Genomic DNA, 15,213 nt, shown 5'->3' on the forward strand with positions numbered 1-15,213 from the left:
CCACATGACCATCGAGACCACGCCGCCCGTGCGCACGCTCGCGCCGGCGGCCCGCGCCGTCGAGGTGCTGGGCGGCGACCTCACCGAGGGATCGCTGCGGCGCTACCTGGGCGGCATCCCGGGCGTGGACGCGGTCGGCCTGGAGCAGCGCGCCGCCGGCCTCGGCACGCGCTCGATCAAGACGACCAGCAAGAAGTGGGCCCTCGACACGGTCATCGAACTGATCGACCTCACCACGCTGGAGGGCGCGGACACGCCCGGCAAGGTGCGCTCGCTGGTCGCCAAGGCGCTCACGCCCGACCCGTCGGACCTCACCGCTCCGCGTCCCGCGGCCGTCTGCGTCTACGGCGACATGGTCCCGTACGCGGTGGAGGCGCTGGGCGCGTCCCACGCCGGAGCCGTGCGCCGCGCCGGCGGACACGGAGGCATCAACGTCGCCGCCGTCGCCACCGCCTTCCCGAGCGGCCGCGCATCCCTCAAGGTCAAGCTCGCCGACACGGCCGACGCCGTGGCCGCGGGCGCCGACGAGATCGACATGGTCATCGACCGCGGCGCCTTCCTCTCCGGGCGCTACGGCCAGGTGTTCGACGAGATCGTCGCCGTGAAGGAGGCCTGCCGCCGTGAGGACGGCACGTACGCCCACCTCAAGGTGATCCTCGAGACCGGCGAGCTGAACACCTACGACAACGTGCGGCGCGCGTCCTGGCTCAGCATCCTGGCCGGCGGCGACTTCATCAAGACCTCCACCGGCAAGGTGTCGCCCGCCGCGACCCTTCCCGTCACGCTGCTGATGCTGGAGGTCGTGCGCGACTGGCACCGGCTCACCGGCGAGGAGATCGGCGTGAAGCCGGCCGGCGGCATCCGCTCGTCGAAGGACGCCATCAAGTACCTCGTCACCGTCGCCGAGACCGTCGGCGAGCACTGGCTGCAGCCGCACCTGTTCCGGTTCGGCGCGTCCAGCCTCCTCAACGACGTGCTGCTGCAGCGCCAGAAGCTGACGACCGGGCACTACTCCGGCGCCGACTACGTGACGATCGACTGACCCGAAACGAGAACTGACATGAGCTTCCTCGAATACGCCCCGGCTCCCGAGTCGCGGTCGATCCTCAACCTGCGCGACGAGTACGGCCTGTTCATCGACGGCGAGTTCGTCGCCGGCCACGGCACGCCGTTCCAGACCATCTCCCCGGCCACGGAGGAGCGCCTGGCGACCATCGCGACCGCCGACGCCTCCGACGTGGACACCGCCGTCGCCGCCGCCCGCCGCGCCTACGACCGCGTCTGGTCGCGGATGAGCGGCAGCGACCGCGGCAAGTACCTGTTCCGCATCGCGCGCCTCATCCAGGAGCGCTCCCGCGAGCTCGCCGTCGCCGAGAGCCTGGACAACGGCAAGCCGATCAAGGAGAGCCGGGATGTGGACGTCCCGCTCGTCGCGGCCTGGTTCTTCTACTACGCCGGATGGGCGGACAAGCTCGACCACGCCGGCCTCGGTCCCGCGCCACGCGCGCTGGGTGTCGCGGCGCAGGTCATCCCGTGGAACTTCCCGCTGCTGATGCTCGCGTGGAAGATCGCCCCGGCGCTCGCCGCCGGCAACACGGTCGTGCTGAAGCCGGCCGAGACCACCCCGCTCACCGCGCTGCTGTTCGCGGAGATCGTGCAGCAGGCCGACCTGCCCGCCGGCGTCGTCAACATCGTGACGGGCGCGGGCGAGACCGGCCGCGAGCTGGTCGCGCACCCCGACGTGAACAAGGTCGCCTTCACCGGCTCGACCGCGGTCGGACGCGAGATCGCCCGCACGGTCGCCGGAACCTCCAAGAAGCTCACGCTGGAGCTCGGCGGCAAGGCCGCGAACATCGTCTTCGACGACGCGCCCATCGACCAGGCGGTCGAGGGAATCGTCAACGGCATCTTCTTCAACCAGGGCCACGTCTGCTGCGCGGGCAGCCGCCTGCTGGTGCAGGAGAGCATCCACGACGAGGTCGTCGACCGGCTCAAGCGCCGCCTCTCGACCCTGCGTCTCGGTGACCCGCTCGACAAGAACACCGACATCGGCGCCATCAACTCGGCCGAGCAGCTGCAGCGCATCCGCGAGCTCTCCGATATCGGCGAGGCCGAGGGCGCGGACCGCTGGACCGCCGACTGCGCCATCCCGGAGAACGGCTTCTGGTTCGCGCCGACGATCTTCGACAACGTCTCGACCAGCCACCGCATCGCCCGCGAGGAGATCTTCGGCCCGGTGCTGTCCGTGCTGACCTTCCGTACGCCGGCGGAGGCCATCGCCAAGGCGAACAACACGCCGTACGGTCTGTCGGCCGGCATCTGGTCCGACAAGGGCAGCCGCATCCTCGCCGTCGCCGACAAGCTCCGCGCCGGCGTCGTGTGGGCGAACACCTTCAACCGCTTCGACCCGGCCAGCCCGTTCGGCGGCTACAAGGAGTCCGGTTACGGCCGCGAGGGCGGCCGCCACGGTCTCGGCGCCTACCTGGTGCCCGGCCGTTCGCTGCCCGCCGCGGCATCCATCCCCGCCCGCCTCGCTCGCAAGGGAGCATCCAAGTGACCCGGCTCGCCGTCCCCAAGACCTACAAGCTGTACATCGGCGGGAAGTTCCCGCGCAGCGAGTCCGGCCGTACCTACGAGGTCGTCTCGGCCAAGGGCGCGTTCCTGGCGAACGCCGCCAAGGCCTCCCGCAAGGACGCCCGCGACGCGGTGGTCGCCGCCCGCGCCGCCGTCTCCGGATGGTCGGGTGCGACCGCGTACAACCGCGGCCAGGTGCTCTACCGCATCGCCGAGCTGCTGGAAGGCCGTCGTGCGCAGTTCGTCGACGAGATCCAGCAGGCCGAGGGCGTCTCATCGTCCGCCGCGACCACGCAGGTCGACGAGGCGATCGATCGCTGGGTCTGGTACGCGGGATGGGCGGACAAGTTCGCGCAGGTCGCGGGCAACGCCAACCCGGTCGCCGGTCCGTACTTCAACATCTCGGTGCCCGAGCCCACCGGCGTCGTCGCGATCGTCGCGCCGCAGGACTCGAGCCTCGTCGGCTTCGTCAGCGCGGTGGCGCCGGCGCTGGTCGCGGGGAACACCGTCGTCGTGATCGCGAGCGAGCGGTTCCCGCTCTCGGCGATCAGCCTGAGCGAGGTCCTGGCGACGAGCGACGTCCCGGGCGGCGTGGTCAACATCCTGACCGGCTCCCCGGCCGAGATCGCGCCGTGGCTGGCGTCGCACGCCGACGTCAACGCGCTCGACCTCGTGGGTGCGGGCGACCTCGAGTGGATCGACCTGCAGATCGCCGCCGCCGACACCCTGAAGCGCGTGCTCACCCCGGAGAACGGTCCGGACGCGGCGGCCCCGTCGCTTGACCGCATCGCGTTCTTCACCGAGACGAAGACCGTCTGGCACACCAAGTCCCTGCTCTGACCCCACCGCGATTCGTGCCGAATGTGCGCTATTCGTCACGAATGGCGCACATTCGGCACGAATCGTCGCCGGGGTTCGCGTTCCTTCCGGTTCCCAGGGTTGTGAGGGAGGATGGAAGGGATGAGACGGAGGCGCCATGGGGGATGAGTGGAGACCGGAACACGGTGAGCTGGCCCTCGTCGGCGACAGCCTGACGCAGGGCGGCGACTGGGACGCGCTGCTTCCCGGTGAGACGGTCCGCAACTTCGGGATTGCCGGCGACACGACCGACGACGTGATCGCGCGCCTCGGCGACGTGATCGACGCGCGTCCGGCGACGGTGGCCCTGCTCGTCGGGACCAACGACCTGGCCTGGCGACGGTCGGTCGAGCACGTCGTGCGCAACATCGAGACCATCCTGGTGACACTGCGGCGGGAGCTGCCCGACTCGCGCATCCTCGCCCAGTCGGTGATGCCGCGCGGGCACGAGTTCGCCGACCAGATCCGCGACATCAACCGCCACCTCTGGCAGTTCGCGCCGAGCGCGCACGCCGGGTGGCTCGACCTGTGGCCGGCCCTGGCCCTCGAAGACGGCGAGCTGAACCCCGCCTACACCGAGGACCGGCTGCACCTGAACGCCGAAGGCTACCGCGTCTGGGCCGGCGAGCTCGCTCCCGCGCTGGAGCGCATCCGCGAGCTCCCGCCGAACTCCCGCGCGATCACCCTCCCGTACCTCGGCGGCGACTCCTAGCCCCCACCATCGAGTCCGCACAGAGTGCACGCGACACGCCGTGCGGGCGTGCACTCTTCGTGTAGTCGATGGACGGGTCAGGAGGCCCGGAGCAGTCGCTCGTAGACGGCGATGCCGCGCAGCCACGTGGCCACACGGATGCGCTCGTCGCGTGCGTGGAGGGCGGCGCGTTCGTCCGCGCTCAGCTCGAACGGCGTGAACCGGTACACGGCCTCGCAGATGCCGGTGAAGTGCCGGCTGTCGCTCGCGCCGAGCATGATGTACGGCGTCACCACCGCGTCCGGATGCACGGCCGCGATCGCGGCGGCCAGCCGGTTCCATTGCGGCCCGTCCGAAGGAGAGACCGGCGACGGCTCGCTCGCGTCCACGGCCTCCACCCGCACGGCGTCGTCGCGGATCGCGCGGCGCAGGTGGTCCAGCGTCTCGGCGACCGATGAGCCGACCGCGATCCGGACGTTCACGATCGCCTCCGCGGTCTCCGGCAGCGCGTTCGCGGCGAGACTCCCGCGCAGTTGCGTGACGGCGGTCGTCGTGCGGACGATCGCCCGCGTCTCGTCGCTGAGCCTCCCGAACACCGTCCGCAGCACCGGCTGCAGGTGCCGGGCCCGCGTGAACACCGACCGCAGCGGGCCGGTCGCGTGCGCTCCCAGCGTCTCCACCATCCGCAGGTTCGTCTCGGACAGCCGGGCCGGGAAGGGCCGCGCATTCAGCCGGGTGATCGCCCGCGCCAGCCGCACGGTCGCGGTCATCGCCGGGGGAGTGGACGCGTGCCCGCCCTGCTGCTCGACCGTGAGCCGCACGCTGGTGATGCCCTTCTCGCTGACGCCGACCACGGCGATCGGCTTCGCGACGCCCGGGAAGATGCCCTCCACGACGGCACCGCCCTCGTCGAGCACGAGTGCCGGGCGGATCCCGCGCTCGGCCAGCACGGCGGCGATCCGGCGCGCGCCCGACCCGACGGTCTCCTCGTCGTGCCCGAAGCTCAGGAAGACGTCGTCGGCCGGCTGGAACCCCGCCCGCACCAGCGACTCCACCGCCTCCAGCAGGGCGACCACCGCGCCCTTGTCGTCGATCGCACCGCGGCCCCACAGCAGCCGCTGCTCGCCCTCACCGGTGAGCGTCGCGGAGAAGGGGGGATGCGTCCACCCCTCGTCCGTGGCGGGCACGACGTCGTAGTGCGCCATCAGCACCGTCGGGGCGCCCGATCCCGAACCGCGCCAGCGGTACAGCAGCGAGTGCCCGCGACGCTCGCGTTCCAGGACGTCGTGCAGGGCGGGATACAAGCCGGGCAGCGCGTCCACGAACCGGTCGAACGCCTCCCAGTCGGTCTCCTCGACGGCGTTGCGGGACATCGTCGGGATGCGCAGCAGCGTCCGGAAGCGCTCCAGCGCCTCCGCGGCGTCGGCGCCCGTCACTCGCCGGCCGCTTCCCGGAAGGCGTCGAAGGCCTCGTCGTTGAACAGCACGAACCGCACGTGCTCGACCGACCCGACGCCCGACGAGAGCACGGCCCGGACCGTGCTGATCGCGATGCGCGCGGCGTCGTCCATCGGCCAGCCGTAGATCCCGGCCGAGACCGCCGGGAAGGCGACCGTGCGGGCGCCGAGCTCGCGTGCGACCCGCAGCGACGAGCGGTACGCGTTCTGCAGCAGCGGGGTGCGGTCCTCGCGGGACGACCACACCGGCCCGACCGTGTGGATGACCCACTTCGCCTCGAGCTCGCCCGCGGTGGTGGCGACGGCCTGCCCGGTCGGCAGCCCGTCGGGCAGCGTCGTCGCGCGCAGCTCCTTGGTCGCCTCCAGGATGCTCGGCCCGCCGCGGCGGTGGATGGCCCCGTCGACGCCGCCGCCGCCGAGCAGCGAGCTGTTGGCGGCGTTGACGATGGCGTCCACGGTCTCGTCGGTGATGTCGCCGCGGACGATGCGGATCAGCTCCTCGGCCATCCTGTCAGCCCCGGTTGTTCGAGAGCTCGTAGATCTTCAGCAGCTCGACGATCGCCTCGTCCGCCGTGTCGCCACCCTCCTCGAACGCCTCGGTGACGTGGGTGCGGAGGTGGTTCTCCACCAGCAGGCGGTTGAGCGACCCGAGCGACTTCTGGATGGCGAGCGACTGAGTGATGATGTCGATGCAGTAGTCCTCGTTCTCGATCATCTTCTCGAGCCCCCGGAGCTGGCCCTCGAGGATGCGCGTCCGGTGCAGTGCGCGCTTCTTGATGTCCGCGATCATCCCCTCAGGATATGCCCGCGGGACGCATACCCCAGAGGGGTAGGTCGGCGTCGTTATGCGGACGCGCGACCGTCGGCATCCCCCGAACGGGGGATAGGGGCGGACATACAGCTGGGTCTATCCTCCAGGGAGGGGTTGAGAAATATTCGTTTAACAGGAAAGGCCCGACTTTGCTGAAGAACCTCAGCCCACTGCTGTCCGGCGCGCTCTTGAGCGCTCTCGACGCCATGCGAGATGGGGAGACGCTGACCCTCGTGGGCAGCGGCTATCCCGAAGACCGCATCACGTCGCCCGTCGTCCACCTCGGGGACGACGTCACCACGGAGGCCGCCGCCGAGGCGATCCTCTCCGTGTTCCCGCTCGATCAGGAGGCCGCCGCCCCGATCGTGTTCCTCGACCTCGCCGACGAGCCCTACGACGTACCCGACGTCGCGTTCGCGGTGAACGGGATCGCGTCGGACGCCGAACTCCGTCGGGTATCCATGACCCGCCTCGAGCTCGAGCCGTTCCTGGAGCTCGCGCGCGACTCCGCCGTCACGGTCCGGGTCGGCTCCGACGCGCCGCCGTGCGCCTTCCTCCTCCGCCGGGGAGTGCTCTGACCGGCCGCCTGCAACACAGCACCCGCACCACCACGTCGCCCGTCCGGGCCGGAGAGGACGTCTCCGATACCCGGGCGGGCGCACCATGTCCGGGCCGCGTAGAGTGGGATGCCGTGTCCCGTCCCCATACGCCGCAGCAGCCCGCCTACAACCGGGCGGCGCTCGCACCCGGGATGCTCGGAGCGCTGGTCCTCCTGTTCGGGCTGGCGCTGCCCGGCGACTGGTACCTCTACGTCCGCTACGCGGTCAGCATCCTGGCGCTCATCCTCTGCGTCTTCGCCGGGCAGGCCGGGCGCTGGTGGTGGCTGGCCGGCCTCATCCCGATCGCGGTGCTGTGGAACCCGGTCTGGCCGATCACCGCGATCGCGGGCGCGCTGCCGCTGCTGAGCCTCGCCGCGGCGGCCGTATTCATCGTCGCCGCGCTCACCATCAAGATCCCCGCCGACACTCGTCGCTGAACGGCTCCGCAGCCGGTAGAATGGATGCTGCGCGACCGTCCTGTGTCGCGCTCCCGGCGTCACCGCGTCGAGCCCGGGCCACTCGGTTCCCGAAGCTCGCCGCCCCGCCGGCCTCATGACCAATGGCGTCGTGCCCGCAGTCCGCGCGCGGCGCCCTCCACTGGAGGACCATGTCTCGTTCCGGTCAGCGCACCAGTTCGACCAGACCGCAGCAGCGGAAGAACCGCCACGCCAACAACGACGGCCTCATCCCCGTCCTCGCCCGCAAGGTGCGCGAGGTCGAGGCGAAGGCCGCCGACGGCAAGAAGCTCGGGCCGACCAACCGCACCAAGTTCCAGGTGATCGCCTTCCTCATGCGCGAGGAGCGTGCCCGCGCGAAGGCCGACACGGAGCTGAGCGACGCCGCCCGCGCCGAGCAGCTGAAGCGCCTCGACGGCATCGCCACCATCCTCGCCAAGACGGCGGCGCGCGACACGTCGCTCATCTCGCTGCTCGAGAGCGAGACCGCGTCGAGCGCCACCGCGCAGAAGATGCGACGGGACTGGCTGCTCGAGTCGGGCACGGAGCTGTCGCCCGACGACCTCATCATCACGATCGAGCGCCCGACCCCGAAGCAGGACAGCGTCATCCCGCCGGAGCTGGCGGAGAAGCAGGTCGTGCCGCCGTCGGTGAAGGCGCGCCAGCTGTCCAACCCGTTCCTCGCGCCCGACCTCTCGCGGCTCACGCCCGCGGCGCCCACCCCGCGCCGCCGCCTCGACTCGTGGGAACTGCTCGGACCGCTGTTCAAGTCGTTCGAGTACGGCGCGGGCGGTCAGGCGGCCAGCATGGAGCTGCCGCCGGCCCCGCTGATCGACCGCTACTCGCCGAACGGCCTGGAGCTGATGCACCACCAGTCGCGGTTCATCGAGAGCGTGCGCCAGGGTCACCGCTCCTTCCTGCTCGCCGACGAGCCGGGCCTCGGCAAGACCGCGCAGTCGGTGCTCGCCGCGTCCGTCGCGGGAGCGTACCCGCTGCTCGCCGTGGTGCCGAACGTCGTCAAGATGAACTGGGCGCGCGAGGTGGAGCGCTGGACCCCGCACCGCCGCGCCACCGTCATCCACGGCGACGGCGAGGGACTGGACGCGTTCGCCGACGTCGTCATCGTCAACTACGAGGTCCTGGATCGGCACCTCTCCTGGCTGAGCACCCTCGGCTTCAAGGGGATGGTCGTCGACGAGGCGCACTTCATCAAGAACCTGCACTCGCAGCGGTCGCGCCTGGTCCTCGGACTCGCGGACGCCATCCGCCAGGCCACGCCCGATCCGCTGATGATCGCGCTGACCGGTACGCCGCTCATCAACGACATCGACGACTTCAAGGCGATCTGGCAGTTCCTCGGCTGGATCGACGGCAACAAGCCGACTGCGCAGCTCATGGAGCACCTGGAGGAGACCGGGCTGACCCCGGCCGACTTCGGCTTCTACGCCGCCGCTCGCGAGTCCGTCATCGACATGGGTATCGTCCGCCGCCGCAAGATCGACGTCGCCGCCGACCTGCCGAGCCGCCGGGTCGTCGACCTGCCGGTGGAGCTGGACGACGAGCTCGGCCGCTCCATCCGCCAGGCCGAGAAGGAGCTCGCCGCGCGACTCGTCGCGAAGTTCCACCGTGCCGCGGCCGCCGGCCGCCCGGACTCGTTCGAAGGCGACGACGAGGCGCACCGCCGCCACCTCATCCGCCTGGTCGCCCAGTCGGAGCTCGAGGAGTCGAAGTCGGCGAAGACCGGCGACAACGTCTTCACGATGGTCCGCAAGATCGGCCAGGCGAAGGCCGGGCTGGCTTCCGACTACACCGCGCAGCTGGCGCGTTCGGTCGGCAAGGTCGTGTTCTTCGCCAAGCACATCGACGTGATGGATGCGGCGGAGGAGGCCTTCGCGGCCCGCGACTTGAAGACGATCTCGATCCGCGGCGATCAGTCCGCTCTGGCCCGCCAGAAGGAGATCGACGCGTTCAACAACGACCCCGAGGTGGCGGTGGCGGTCTGCTCCCTGACCGCCGCGGGCGTCGGCCTCAACCTGCAGGCCGCGTCCAACGTGGTGCTCGCCGAGCTCTCGTGGACCGCCGCGGAGCAGACGCAGGCGATCGACCGCGTCCACCGCATCGGCCAGGAGGAGCCGGTCACCGCGTGGCGGATCATCGCCGCGCAGACCATCGACTCCAAGATCGCGGAGCTGATCGACGCGAAGCAGGGACTCGCGGCGCGCGCCCTCGACGGCAGCGACGTCGAGGTCGGCTCGGCCGACTCCGTGCAGCTCGACGCGCTCATCCACCTCCTGGAGGACGCGCTGGCGTAAAAGCCGTCAGGCGATCTCGGCGTCGTCGGGGTCCAGCGGGACGGGGCGGTCGTCGTCGGGGAGCAGTTCGTCGTCCTCGTCGTCGGCCACCGGGATGTCTTCGGGGTCGTGCACGACGGGCTCGGGCTCGTAGTCGGTCTCCTGCGCCTCGCGGAAGTCGTCGAGGTCGTCGTCCTCGCTGTAGTCACGTCCTGTGGGGTCGCTCATGCCCCGAGGGTACCGCCGGGCGACGGACGGGTGAAGCGCCCGATTCAGTCGAGCTCGAACACGAAGAACGGCCCGCGGTCGTCGTGCACGATCCGCGCCGTCCCGCTGAACCCGGCGAAGTCGCCGGTGCCCGTTCCCGGCACGATGTAGGCGAACGCCGAGGGATCGTCGGGGTGCTGCAGCGCACCGTGGTGCACGGTGATCGAGCCCTCGCGTCCGTCGTCGAGCCGCCCGCTGATCCGCTCGGCGGCCAGGTAGCCGCGCCCGCCCTCCTCGGTGCCCGACGAGACGAAGTGGGCGACGGACTCGCCGATCAGGCCCTCCGTGTAGGTCTTGCGCATCACGACCGCACCCACCCAGTCGCCGTCGATGCCGGGCAGTTCGGCCGGGTCCCAGCCGGTGACGTCGAAGCGGGCGGTGATCGTCTCAGCAGTCATGCGTTCACCGTAGAGGAGGCCGCCGACAGCGCGCAGCGGATTTCGCGTCCACGGCAATGTGGACTAGACAGGGTGGATGCCGGACCAGAACCACCATTCCCAGGTCGAGATCGAGCGGAAGTACGACGTGGAGGCCGACGCCCGGCATCCCCAGCTCGTCGGCGTGGGCGCGGTCGCGGTCCAGAGTGAGCCCGTCCGGCACGAACTCGTCGCCACCTATTTCGACACCGCCGACCTGACCCTCGCGCAGCATCGGACGGCGCTGCGCGTGCGCCGCGGCGGCCACGACGCCGGCTGGCACATCAAGGAGCCGGCCGACGAGGGGCGCACCGAGCGGCACTGGCCGCTGACCGACGACGACGAGCCGCCTGCGGAGGTCCGCGAGCACCTGCGCCCGCTGATCGGCGACCAGGCGCTCGTCCCGATCGCCCGGGTCACGAACCAGCGCGACAGCGTCGTGCTGCAGGATGCGGCCGGCTTCGACCTCGCCGAGCTGACCGACGACCACGTGCGCAGCGAGAACCTGCGCGCTGGCGGCACGCAGGAATGGCGCGAGTGGGAGGTCGAACTGCTCGCCGGCGCCCCGGACAAGCGCGAGCGCCGCGAGGCGCTGTTCGACGCGATCGAGGAGCGGCTGCGTGCGGCGGGCGCCCGACCGTCGGAGAGCTCGTCCAAGCTCCAGCGCGCCCTCGGTCTCTGATCCGCCTACCACCGACGGCCGCCATCCGTCCAGTGCGATTTTGTGCAGCCCGGCGCGGGCGGGCATGATTCAAGCACGGACTCGAAACGGAGCAGCATGAAGATCGGCATCCTCACCAGCGGCGGCGACTGCCCGGGCCTGAACGCGGTCATCCGCGGCGCGGTCCTGAAGGGCGACCGCGTGCACCACTCCGAGTTCGCCGGCTTCCGTTACGGCTGGCGAGGCGTGGTCGAGGGTGACATCATGCCGCTCGACCGGCACAGCGTCCGCGGCCTGTCCCGGCAGGGCGGCACCATCCTCGGCTCCAGCCGCACCAACCCGTTCGAGGGCGACAAGGGCGGCCCGGAGAACATCCAGCGGATGATGGACGAGAACGGCATCGACGCCATCATCGCCATCGGCGGAGAGGGCACGCTGACCGCCGCCCGACGCCTCACCGACGCCGGCCTCAAGATCGTCGGCGTTCCCAAGACGATCGACAACGACCTGGCCGCCACCGACTACTCGTTCGGCTTCGACACCGCGGTCGAGATCGCCACCGAGGCGATCGACCGCCTGCGCACCACCGCCGAGTCGCACCAGCGCTGCATGGTCGTCGAGGTCATGGGCCGCCACGTCGGCTGGATCGCCCTGCACTCGGGCATGGCGGGAGGCGCGCACGCCATCCTCATCCCGGAGCAGCCGCAGTCCATCGAGCAGATCTGCGAGTGGGTGGAATCGGTGCGCGACCGCGGCCGCGCGCCCGTCATCGTGGTGTCGGAGGGCTTCCACCTCGACACCATGGAGGAGGCGCACTCGCACAAGGGCCTGGACGCGTTCAACCGTCCGCGCCTCGGCGGGATCGGCGAAATGCTCGCCCCGATGATCGAGGAGCGCACCGGCATCGAGTCGCGCGCGACCGTCCTCGGCCACATGCAGCGCGGCGGCGTGCCGAGTGCGTACGACCGGGTGCTCGCGACACGTCTCGGCATGGCGGCGGTGGATGCGGTGTACGAAGGGCGCTGGGGCTCGATGGTCTCCCTGCGCGGCACCGACGTCGTCAACGTCTCGATCGCCGACGCGACCGGCGGGCTTAAGACGGTCCCGGAGGCCCGCTACGAAGAGGCCGCGCTGCTCTTCGGCTGAGCATCCGCTGCACCCGGTGCCGGTGCACGCGCGGCGGGGCTAGGCTCCCTCCTACGAGAGGGAAGGAGCCCCATCGGTGCCGCGTTTCGTCCAGTTCGAGGAGTTCGGTTCCCGCGACTACCTGCAGGTGGTCGAGCGGGAGAGACCGTGGCCGGGGCCCGGCCAGATCCTGGTGCGCGTCATGGCGGCCGGGCTCAACCCGATGGACATCAAGGCGTACCGCTCCGAGCAGGCCGCCGCGCACATGGGGGTCACCCTGCCCTCGGGCATCGGGCAGGACTTCGCGGGCTTCGTCGAGGAGCTGGGCGAGGGCGTCACCCGGTTCGAGATGGGGCAGGCTGTGCTCGGCACGGCGCCGTTCGCCGCGATCGCGGATTTCGTCGTGGTGCCGGAGGACGGCCAGGTGATCGTCAAGCCGGACCCGCTGACCTTCGAGGTGGCCGGATCGCTGGGCGTCGTCGGCCGCACCGCGATGGCGACGGTGCACTCCCTCGACCTGCACGAGCGGGACACGGTTCTCGTGAGCGCCGCCGCCGGGGGTGTCGGCGTGCTCGCGGCGCAGCTCGCGGTCCGCTGCGGGGCGACCGTCATCGGGACGGCGGGGGAGGAGAACCACGAGTTCCTGGAGGCGCTGGGCGTCATCCCCGTCACGTACGGGGACGGTCTCGCCCAGCGGGTGCGCGATGTGCTCGACGACGACCATGTGACCGCGGTGCTCGACAACCACGGGGCGGACACCATCGAAGCGGCGCTGGAACTGAGCGTGCCGATCGAGCGGGTGAACACCATCGCGGTCTTCGGTCCGGACGCCCACGGCGCCCGGAGCGTGGGCGGCCGCGCCGCGGGCAACACGGAGCTGGCCGAACTGGCCGACCTGCTCGCCGAGAACGAGCTGCTGCTGCCCATCGACTCCATCTTCCCGATCGAGCGGACGGTCGAGGCGTACGGGCGGCTCGAAGGCGGCCACGTGCGCGGCAAGGTCGTCGTCGTCACCGACTGAGCGGCCCCGGCCGCCGAGAGGAGCATCCATGATCGCAGAGGACATCGCCCGGCAGCTGCGCGCCGCGGGCCTGCGGTGGCAGCCGGCGTCGGGCGACACGTTCGCCATCGACCGGCCCGGGATGGAGGGCGAGCGGTTCACGGTCAGCGAGATGACGATCGAGCCGCACCACTTCGACACCGGGACGATCCTCGGCTTCAACGGGACCACCGAGTGGGCGCTCGACTCGCTGGCCGTCGAGGACGCGCTGTGGATCCCGCGCGAGGACCAGCTGCGCGAACTGCTCGCCGGCAGCTTCCGCCACCTGGCGCGGACACCGGACGGCTACCGGGTGACCGTCTTCTTCGGCGGCGAGGAGCGCTTCTACGAGCACGACGACGCCGCGACCGCGTACGCGCAGGCGCTGCTGTCGCTGATCGGGGCGTCGGTGTCCTGAGCGCCCGTCACCCGGACAGGGCGGCGGCGGAGGTGGTGGTGAGGATGGACGCGTCCAGTTCCCCCACGCTGCGGACCCCCGCGAGGCCGAGGGTGATGTCCAGCTCGGCGATGGTGTTGCGCAGGAGTTCACGGACGCCGTCCTCGCCCGCCAGCGCGAGGGCGTAGGCGTAGGGCCGGCCGATCGCGACCGCGCGGGCGCCGAGCGCGAGCGCGATCACCGCGTCCGAGCCGCTGCGGACGCCGCTGTCGAACAGCACGGGGATGCGGCCCGCGGCAGCCTCGACGACGCCGGGGAGCGCATCCAGCGCCGCCACCTCGCCGTCGATCTGGCGTCCGCCGTGATTGGAGACCTGCACCGCATCCATCCCGGCGTCGATCGCGCGCCTCGCGTCGTCGGGATGCAGCACGCCCTTGAGCACGATCGGCAGGCGGGTGCGGTCGCGCAGGAAGGCGAGGTCGTCCCAGGTGAGGGACGGGTCGGCGAACACGTCCAGGAAGGTCTCGACGGCGGCCAGCGACTCGCCCGAGCGCAGGTTCTCGCGCAGCGTGCCGGGGTGGTGGCGCAGGATGCTCGCGAACGACGCGAGCGCGGCCGGCGTCGGGGTGGCGGCCGGACGCCCGCCGCGCGCGGCGCGTTCGCGCACCAGCTCCCGGAACACCGGGTCGCTGGTGTACTGCGCGATGCCGAGACCGCGGCTGAACGGCAGGTACCCGAGGTCGAGGTCGCGCGGACGCCAGCCGAGCACGTGCGTGTCGAGGGTGACGACGATCGCCTCGCAGCCGGACCGCTCGGCGCGGGCGACGAGGCTGGCCACGAGGTCGCGGGACGAGCTCCAGTACAGCTGGAACCACCGGGAGGCGCCGGGCGCGACGGCGTCCATCGATGCGGCCACCTCCTCCATCGGCTGCGACGCCTGGGTGGACAGCGTGACGGGGACGCCGAGGGAGGCCGCTGCCCGAGCTGCGGCAGCGTCTCCGCCGCGGCGAGCCAGCTCCAGGACGCCGATCGGGGCGAGCAGCAGGGGAGTGGGGCGGCGGACGCCGAACAGGTCGATCGACAGGTCGCGCGCCGAGACGTCGCGCAGCACGCGCGGCACGATCCGGTGCCCGGCGAACGCGTCGAGGTTGGCCCGCGCGGTGCGCTCGAGCCCCGCGGAGCCGGCGATGTACGCGAAGGCCGCGCGGCTCATCCGCCGCTGCGCCGCGCGCTCCAGCTGGCGGAACCCGACCGGGATGCGCGGTCGCCGCCCGGACACCCCCGCGCGGTAGATCTCCGACTGGGCGTCTCTGCCGGCGCTGCTCATGCCCCCATTCTGCGCCCGCTCATCCGCTGGTCCCGACACGCCGTTATGTGCGCCGCCGTAACGGCGTGTCGGGACGAGTAGGCGATCCGTGGGACGCAACGCGCCGTTATCGGCGCGCGGTAGCGGCGTGTTGCGACCCGTGGATGGCGTCAGCGGCGGCCGCCTGCTGGTCCCAACACGCCGTTAAGGGCCGCGCCGTAACGGCGTGTTGGGACGAGAAGGTGATCCGTGGGGCGCAACACGCCG

General features: G+C 71.3%; 17 protein-coding genes. 11 read left to right on the plus strand and 6 right to left on the minus strand.

Annotation, left to right across the window (positions count from 1 at the left end; genetic code table 11):
• Positions 1-4: 4 nt before the first annotated feature.
• The 4 genes from deoC (at position 5) to AB0P25_RS13960 (ending at position 4,144) form a co-directional block, all read left to right on the plus strand.
• Positions 5-1,042, plus strand: a complete 1,038-nt coding sequence (gene deoC / locus AB0P25_RS13945; RefSeq protein WP_363808129.1) for a deoxyribose-phosphate aldolase — start codon at positions 5-7, stop codon at positions 1,040-1,042.
• An 18-nt stretch (positions 1,043-1,060) separates the two neighbouring features.
• The gene (locus AB0P25_RS13950) at positions 1,061-2,557 is read left to right on the plus strand and encodes an aldehyde dehydrogenase family protein (protein ID WP_363808130.1); all 1,497 of its coding nucleotides are present in this window, start codon (positions 1,061-1,063) and stop codon (positions 2,555-2,557) included.
• On the plus strand, positions 2,554-3,414 hold the full coding sequence (locus AB0P25_RS13955) for an aldehyde dehydrogenase family protein (protein ID WP_363808132.1): 861 nt from the start codon (positions 2,554-2,556) through the stop codon (positions 3,412-3,414). Before AB0P25_RS13950 ends, AB0P25_RS13955 begins: the two co-directional genes overlap by 4 nt.
• Before the next feature lie 136 nt (positions 3,415-3,550).
• Positions 3,551-4,144 carry an SGNH/GDSL hydrolase family protein gene (locus AB0P25_RS13960; protein WP_363808133.1) on the plus strand — a complete coding sequence of 198 codons (594 nt, stop codon included), beginning with the start codon at positions 3,551-3,553 and terminating at the stop codon, positions 4,142-4,144.
• A 77-nt stretch (positions 4,145-4,221) separates the two neighbouring features.
• On the opposite strand, the gene AB0P25_RS13965 is transcribed toward AB0P25_RS13960, so the two are convergent.
• Genes AB0P25_RS13965 through AB0P25_RS13975 form a run of 3 tightly spaced genes read right to left on the minus strand, consistent with a single transcriptional unit; the run spans position 4,222 to position 6,369 of the window.
• The gene (locus AB0P25_RS13965; RefSeq protein WP_363808135.1) at positions 4,222-5,559 is read right to left on the minus strand and encodes a M20/M25/M40 family metallo-hydrolase; all 1,338 of its coding nucleotides are present in this window, start codon (positions 5,557-5,559) and stop codon (positions 4,222-4,224) included.
• Entirely contained in the window at positions 5,556-6,086 is a 531-nt protein-coding gene (locus tag AB0P25_RS13970; protein WP_363808136.1) for an O-acetyl-ADP-ribose deacetylase, read from the minus strand. The genes AB0P25_RS13965 and AB0P25_RS13970 overlap by 4 nt, the downstream gene beginning before the upstream one ends.
• Before the next feature lie 4 nt (positions 6,087-6,090).
• Positions 6,091-6,369 (minus strand): metal-sensitive transcriptional regulator, encoded by a 279-nt coding sequence (locus AB0P25_RS13975; protein WP_363808137.1) that lies wholly within the window; start codon positions 6,367-6,369, stop codon positions 6,091-6,093.
• 170 nt (positions 6,370-6,539) lie between these two features.
• On the opposite strand from AB0P25_RS13975, the gene AB0P25_RS13980 reads away from it, so the two are divergent.
• The 3 genes from AB0P25_RS13980 (at position 6,540) to AB0P25_RS13990 (ending at position 9,756) form a co-directional block, all read left to right on the plus strand.
• Positions 6,540-6,968, plus strand: coding sequence for an RbsD/FucU domain-containing protein (locus tag AB0P25_RS13980; RefSeq protein ID WP_363808139.1), 429 nt, complete (start codon positions 6,540-6,542; stop codon positions 6,966-6,968).
• A 113-nt stretch (positions 6,969-7,081) separates the two neighbouring features.
• On the plus strand, positions 7,082-7,426 hold the full coding sequence (locus AB0P25_RS13985; RefSeq protein ID WP_363808140.1) for a DUF6804 family protein: 345 nt from the start codon (positions 7,082-7,084) through the stop codon (positions 7,424-7,426).
• A 170-nt stretch (positions 7,427-7,596) separates the two neighbouring features.
• A complete protein-coding gene (locus AB0P25_RS13990) occupies positions 7,597-9,756 on the plus strand; it encodes a DEAD/DEAH box helicase (RefSeq protein WP_363808141.1) in 2,160 nt (719 codons plus the stop codon).
• Positions 9,757-9,762: 6 nt separating this feature from the next.
• Here AB0P25_RS13990 and AB0P25_RS13995 read toward each other — a convergent pair whose 3' ends face one another.
• Both AB0P25_RS13995 and AB0P25_RS14000 read right to left on the minus strand, forming a co-directional pair.
• On the minus strand, positions 9,763-9,963 hold the full coding sequence (locus AB0P25_RS13995) for a hypothetical protein (protein ID WP_363808142.1): 201 nt from the start codon (positions 9,961-9,963) through the stop codon (positions 9,763-9,765).
• Positions 9,964-10,007: 44 nt separating this feature from the next.
• Positions 10,008-10,400, minus strand: a complete 393-nt coding sequence (locus AB0P25_RS14000; protein WP_363808144.1) for a DUF3224 domain-containing protein — start codon at positions 10,398-10,400, stop codon at positions 10,008-10,010.
• A 76-nt stretch (positions 10,401-10,476) separates the two neighbouring features.
• Here AB0P25_RS14000 and AB0P25_RS14005 point away from each other — a divergent pair, with 76 nt between their 5' ends.
• The 4 genes from AB0P25_RS14005 to AB0P25_RS14020 all read left to right on the plus strand — a co-directional run bounded on the left by AB0P25_RS14005 (position 10,477) and on the right by AB0P25_RS14020 (position 13,661).
• Positions 10,477-11,100: a CYTH domain-containing protein gene (locus AB0P25_RS14005; RefSeq protein WP_363808145.1), complete on the plus strand. Its 624-nt coding sequence runs from the start codon at positions 10,477-10,479 to the stop codon at positions 11,098-11,100.
• A gap of 96 nt (positions 11,101-11,196) precedes the next feature.
• On the plus strand, positions 11,197-12,225 hold the full coding sequence (locus AB0P25_RS14010; RefSeq protein ID WP_363808147.1) for a 6-phosphofructokinase: 1,029 nt from the start codon (positions 11,197-11,199) through the stop codon (positions 12,223-12,225).
• Between the two features lie 76 nt (positions 12,226-12,301).
• Entirely contained in the window at positions 12,302-13,225 is a 924-nt protein-coding gene (locus AB0P25_RS14015; RefSeq protein WP_363808148.1) for an NADP-dependent oxidoreductase, read from the plus strand.
• 28 nt (positions 13,226-13,253) lie between these two features.
• Positions 13,254-13,661, plus strand: a complete 408-nt coding sequence (locus tag AB0P25_RS14020) for a hypothetical protein (RefSeq protein ID WP_363808149.1) — start codon at positions 13,254-13,256, stop codon at positions 13,659-13,661.
• Between the two features lie 7 nt (positions 13,662-13,668).
• On the opposite strand, the gene AB0P25_RS14025 is transcribed toward AB0P25_RS14020, so the two are convergent.
• Complete coding sequence (locus tag AB0P25_RS14025; protein WP_363808151.1) at positions 13,669-14,967, minus strand: alpha-hydroxy-acid oxidizing protein; 1,299 nt, start codon at positions 14,965-14,967, stop codon at positions 13,669-13,671.
• Positions 14,968-15,213 lie beyond the last annotated feature (246 nt).

This window comes from Leifsonia sp. NPDC077715, assembly GCF_040686855.1.
Classification (GTDB): Bacteria; Actinomycetota; Actinomycetes; order Actinomycetales; family Microbacteriaceae; genus Leifsonia.

What these genes read in the sequence shown, in the direction of transcription:
- deoC (WP_363808129.1), top strand. Translation starts at nt 5, where the DNA reads ATGACCATCGAGACCACGCCGCCCGTGCGCACGCTCGCGCCGGCGGCC.
- AB0P25_RS13950 (WP_363808130.1), top strand. Translation starts at nt 1,061, where the DNA reads ATGAGCTTCCTCGAATACGCCCCGGCTCCCGAGTCGCGGTCGATCCTC.
- AB0P25_RS13960 (WP_363808133.1), top strand. Translation starts at nt 3,551, where the DNA reads ATGGGGGATGAGTGGAGACCGGAACACGGTGAGCTGGCCCTCGTCGGC.
- AB0P25_RS13970 (WP_363808136.1), bottom strand. Translation starts at nt 6,086, where the DNA reads ATGGCCGAGGAGCTGATCCGCATCGTCCGCGGCGACATCACCGACGAG.
- AB0P25_RS13975 (WP_363808137.1), bottom strand. Translation starts at nt 6,369, where the DNA reads ATGATCGCGGACATCAAGAAGCGCGCACTGCACCGGACGCGCATCCTC.
- AB0P25_RS13990 (WP_363808141.1), top strand. Translation starts at nt 7,597, where the DNA reads ATGTCTCGTTCCGGTCAGCGCACCAGTTCGACCAGACCGCAGCAGCGG.
- AB0P25_RS13995 (WP_363808142.1), bottom strand. Translation starts at nt 9,963, where the DNA reads ATGAGCGACCCCACAGGACGTGACTACAGCGAGGACGACGACCTCGAC.
- AB0P25_RS14000 (WP_363808144.1), bottom strand. Translation starts at nt 10,400, where the DNA reads ATGACTGCTGAGACGATCACCGCCCGCTTCGACGTCACCGGCTGGGAC.
- AB0P25_RS14005 (WP_363808145.1), top strand. Translation starts at nt 10,477, where the DNA reads ATGCCGGACCAGAACCACCATTCCCAGGTCGAGATCGAGCGGAAGTAC.
- AB0P25_RS14010 (WP_363808147.1), top strand. Translation starts at nt 11,197, where the DNA reads ATGAAGATCGGCATCCTCACCAGCGGCGGCGACTGCCCGGGCCTGAAC.
- AB0P25_RS14020 (WP_363808149.1), top strand. Translation starts at nt 13,254, where the DNA reads ATGATCGCAGAGGACATCGCCCGGCAGCTGCGCGCCGCGGGCCTGCGG.
- AB0P25_RS14025 (WP_363808151.1), bottom strand. Translation starts at nt 14,967, where the DNA reads ATGAGCAGCGCCGGCAGAGACGCCCAGTCGGAGATCTACCGCGCGGGG.